Origin of the sequence: Proteus genomosp. 6 (assembly GCF_040139785.1) — a bacterium.
Taxonomy (GTDB): domain Bacteria; phylum Pseudomonadota; class Gammaproteobacteria; order Enterobacterales; family Enterobacteriaceae; genus Proteus.
Genome location: NZ_JBEEVJ010000051.1, coordinates 1 through 820 on the forward strand (window position 1 = coordinate 1; position 820 = coordinate 820).

Here is an 820-nt window from a genome sequence, read left to right on the forward strand (position 1 = left end):
GGCACTGTTGCAAAGTTAGCGATGAGGCAGCCTTTTGTCTTATTCAAAGGCCTTACATTTCAAAAACTCTGCTTACCAGGCGCATTTCGCCCAGGGGATCACCATAATAAAATGCTGAGGCCTGGCCTTTGCGTAGTGCACGCATCACCTCAATACCTTTGATGGTGGCGTAAGCCGTCTTCATGGATTTAAATCCCAGCGTGGCGCCGATTATCCGTTTCAGTTTGCCATGATCGCATTCAATCACGTTGTTCCGGTACTTAATCTGTCGGTGTTCAACGTCAGACGGGCACCGGCCTTCGCGTTTGAGCAGAGCAAGCGCGCGACCATAGGCGGGCGCTTTATCCGTGTTGATGAATCGCGGGATCTGCCACTTCTTCACGTTGTTGAGGATTTTACCCAGAAACCGGTATGCAGCTTTGCTGTTACGACGGGAGGAGAGATAAAAATCGACAGTGCGGCCCCGGCTGTCGACGGCCCGGTACAGATACGCCCAGCGGCCATTGACCTTCACGTAGGTTTCATCCATGTGCCACGGGCAAAGATCGGAAGGGTTACGCCAGTACCAGCGCAGCCGTTTTTCCATTTCAGGCGCATAACGCTGAACCCAGCGGTAAATCGTGGAGTGATCGACATTCACTCCGCGTTCAGCCAGCATCTCCTGCAGCTCACGGTAACTGATGCCGTATTTGCAGTACCAGCGTACGGCCCACAGAATGATGTCACGCTGAAAATGCCGGCCTTTGAATGGGTTCATGTGCAGCTCCATCAGCAAAAGGGGATGATAAGTTTATCACCACCGACTATTTGCAACAGTGCC

The 820-nt window shown here is 52.4% G+C and carries 1 protein-coding gene; it reads right to left on the reverse strand.

What is annotated here, in order from left to right; all coding sequences use genetic code 11:
• Positions 1-52: 52 nt before the first annotated feature.
• Positions 53-757 carry an IS6-like element IS26 family transposase gene (locus ABN212_RS18730; protein WP_001067855.1) on the reverse strand — a complete coding sequence of 235 codons (705 nt, stop codon included), beginning with the start codon at positions 755-757 and terminating at the stop codon, positions 53-55.
• Between the last annotated feature and the right edge of the window lie 63 nt (positions 758-820).

Bases quoted from the DNA above. Each gene is read 5' to 3' on its own strand.
- ABN212_RS18730 (WP_001067855.1), bottom strand. From the start codon at position 757: ATGAACCCATTCAAAGGCCGGCATTTTCAGCGTGACATCATTCTGTGG.